This is a genomic window from Burkholderia sp. LMG 13014 (assembly GCF_905232215.1).
Lineage (GTDB): Bacteria > Pseudomonadota > Gammaproteobacteria > Burkholderiales > Burkholderiaceae > Burkholderia.
This window is the reverse complement of the sequence record NZ_CAJNKE010000641.1, coordinates 1-3,218: the sequence shown is the minus strand read 5'-3', so window position 1 is coordinate 3,218 and position 3,218 is coordinate 1. Positions and strand designations below refer to the sequence as shown.

The following is a 3,218-nucleotide window of genomic DNA, read 5'->3' as shown; positions in this document are numbered from 1 at the left end:
GCAGCAGCACCCCGCTCGCGAAGCGCGGCGTGCCGGACGTCGCCGGCGATGCGTCGCCGCAGACGGGCTACGAAGTGTCGATCGCGGGTACGGCCACGGTGATGGGGGGCACGAGCGCGGTCGCGCCGCTGTGGGCCGCGCTGATCGTGCGAATCAATGCGGCGGCAAGTGCGGCGCCGAGTGCGGCGGGCGGTGCGACTGCCGGCTGGGTCAACCCGGTGCTCTACAAGAATCCGGGCGCGCTGCGCGACATCACGCAGGGCTCGAACGGCACGTATGCGGCCGCGCAGGGCTGGGATGCGTGCACGGGCCTCGGCAGCCCGAACGGCGCGCAGCTTGCCGCGATCCTCACGCGCAAGCCGTCGAGCTGACGGCCGCGGGACACGTCTTTCCGTGTGGCGCGGGCTGCCAGCCCGCGCCTTTTTCTCACCTCCAGGAGCAGCACGATGGGCATCGATTCCGCATCTTCCGGCGGCGTGTATCCGCTGCATCACGGCGACCACAACTCGCATGGCGTGCCGCCGACCATCAACCCGGTCGCGCTCAGCCACGGCCGCGACCAGCCGTTCTTCGATCCGGTGGCGTACGGCAACGGCCCCGACGATTCGGTGACCGACACGACCGAGGCGGCCGCGATCACGCATCACACGATCCTGATCGACGGGAAGCGCATCGCCTACACGGCGACGGCCGGCCATCTCGTGACGGTCGACCCGAGCAGTTCGCAGCCGGCCGCGAAGCTCTTCTACGTCGCGTTCACGGCCGACGGCGCGAAGGAAGAAACGCGGCCCGTGACGTTCTTCTATAACGGCGGGCCGGGCTCGTCGTCGGTGTTCGTGCTGCTGGGCTCGTTCGCGCCGAAGCGCATCAAGACGTCGATGCCGGGGTTCACGCCGCCCGCGCCGTACCAGATGGAAGACAACCCGGACAGCATGATCGACCACAGCGACCTGGTGTTCATCAACCCGGTCGGCACCGGCTATTCGGCGGCCGTCGCGCCGAACAAGAACCGCAACTTCTGGGGCGTCGACCAGGATGCGGATTCGCTGAAGCAGTTCATCAAGCGCTACCTGACGAAGAACAACCGCTGGAATTCGCCGAAGTACCTGTTCGGCGAATCGTATGGCACCGCGCGCAGCTGCGTGCTCGCGTACAAGCTGCACGAGGACGGCGTCGACCTGAACGGCGTCACGCTGCAATCGTCGATCCTCGACTACCGGCAGGCCGGCAACCCGGTCGGCGCGCTGCCGACCGCGGCGGCCGACGCGTGGTATCACAAGAAACTCGGCGTCACGCCGGCGCCGACCGATCTCGGCGCGTTCGTCGAGGAAGTCGCGCAGTTTTCGCGCACCGACTACCTGAACGCGTTGCGCACGGTCCCGCATGCGGACCCGGCCGCCGTGCAGAAGCTGTCGCAATACACGGGCATCGATGCGGCGACGCTGCAATCGTGGAGTCTCAACATCGCCGGCTACGACACGCGCGGCAATTCGCTGTTCCTGACGACGCTGCTGCATGCGCAGGGGCTCGCGCTCGGCTCGTACGACGGCCGCGTGACCGGGATCTCGTCGGGCATCGCCGGCAAGATCGACCCGAACTCGGGCGGCAACGATCCGACGATGACGGCCGTGACGGGCGTCTATACGGCGATGTGGAACAGCTACCTGAACGAGCAGCTGAAGTTCACGTCGAATTCCGCGTTCACCGACCTGAACGACCAGGCGTTCCAGAACTGGGATTTCAGCCACATCGACCCGACCGGCGCACAGCAGGGCATCGATGCGCAGGGGAACGTGATCCTCTATACGGCCGGCGATCTCGCCGCGGTGATGGCGCTGAACGTCGACCTGAAGGTGCTGTCGGCGAACGGCTTCTACGATTTCGTCACGCCGTTCTACCAGACCGTGATCGACCTGCAGCAGATGCCGCTCGAGGATCAGAAGGTGCGGCAGAACCTGTCCGCGCGTTTCTATCCGTCGGGGCACATGGTGTATCTCGACGGCGGCTCGCGTACCGCGCTCAAGCGCGATCTCGCGACGATGTACGACGCGACGGTCAGCGATACGGGTGCGCGGATGCGGATTCGCGCGTTGCAGGCGTCGAAGACGGGCGGGCACGCGTAGCGTTGCCCGTCGGGAGAATGCCGCGCGCAGCCGTTGCGGTGCGCGCGGCGGTATTGTCCAGCCGGGGCGGCCGGCTTATGCGGTCGGCCAGTCGAACGGCGTGTACGGCAGCGCGCGCTTGTGGCGCGAACCGTCGTAGAAGCGCAGCACCGTTTCGTACACGTGGTCGCTCACCGCCTTGCCTTCGAGGAAATCGTCGATCTCGTCGTAGGTGACGCCATAGGCGTGCTCGTCGGGGCGCAGCGGGCGCAGTTCCTCGAGGTCGGCCGTCGGCACCTTCATCACGATCAGTTCCTCGCCGCCGAGCGCACGGGCCACCGCGCGCACGCGACGCTTGTTCAGCCCCGCGAGCGGCAGGATGTCCGCGCCGCCGTCACCGAACTTCGTGAAGAAACCCATCAGCGACTCGGCCGCGTGATCGGTGCCGATCACGATGCCGCGACGCGCCCCGGCCACCGCGTACTGCGCGATCATGCGCTCGCGGGCCTTGACGTTGCCGTGCACGAAGTCCTGCTGCGCCGGCGTCTCGAACGCATGGCCGGACGCGGCCAGTGCGCCGAGCATCGCATCGGCGGCCGGCTTCACGTTGACGGTCAGTTCCTCGTCCGCGCGGATGAACGCGAGCGCGCGCTGCGCGTCGGCTTCGTCGTTCTGCACGCCGTTCGGCAAGCGCATGGCAATGAAGCGGGCATCGTAGCCATCGGCGCGCAGGCGCTCGACCGCCAGTTGCGCGAGCCGGCCGGCCGTCGACGAATCGACGCCGCCGCTGATGCCGAGCACGTAGGTCCGCAGGCCGGTCGAACGCAGGTATTGCGCGAGGAATTCGACGCGGCGGGCGATTTCGGCCTCGGCGTCGAATTGCGGGGCGACGTTCAGTTCGGCAATGATCGCGCGTTGGCGGCTGGCGTAATCGGCGGATGTCATGAAGGGAGTTCCGGAACGAAATCAAGGCGCCCATCATAAGCGCAATCGCGGCGCGGCGCCGCGCCGGGCGTGCGATCCGGCGATGTCGCGTTGCTTCGGAGAGACGGGGTGCATCGCCGTGGTGCATGGCGCGCCGAGGGGGTGCAGGCTGCCTCGCGATGGGTGTTCGCA

The 3,218-nt window shown here is 67.7% G+C and carries 2 protein-coding genes and 1 pseudogene; 2 read left to right on the top strand and 1 reads right to left on the bottom strand.

The features are described 5' to 3' along the window. Both JYJ84_RS32350 and JYJ84_RS32345 read left to right on the top strand, forming a co-directional pair. Positions 1–371, top strand: a pseudogene (locus JYJ84_RS32350) (peptidase S53); the annotation flags it as partial. Positions 372–446: 75 nt separating this feature from the next. Beyond that, positions 447–2,123, top strand: coding sequence for a S10 family peptidase (locus JYJ84_RS32345; RefSeq protein ID WP_122948041.1), 1,677 nt, complete (start codon positions 447–449; stop codon positions 2,121–2,123). 75 nt (positions 2,124–2,198) lie between these two features. Here JYJ84_RS32345 and nadE read toward each other — a convergent pair whose 3' ends face one another. Then, positions 2,199–3,047, bottom strand: a complete 849-nt coding sequence (nadE, locus tag JYJ84_RS32340) for an ammonia-dependent NAD(+) synthetase (RefSeq protein WP_175222964.1) — start codon at positions 3,045–3,047, stop codon at positions 2,199–2,201. Positions 3,048–3,218: the final 171 nt, after the last annotated feature.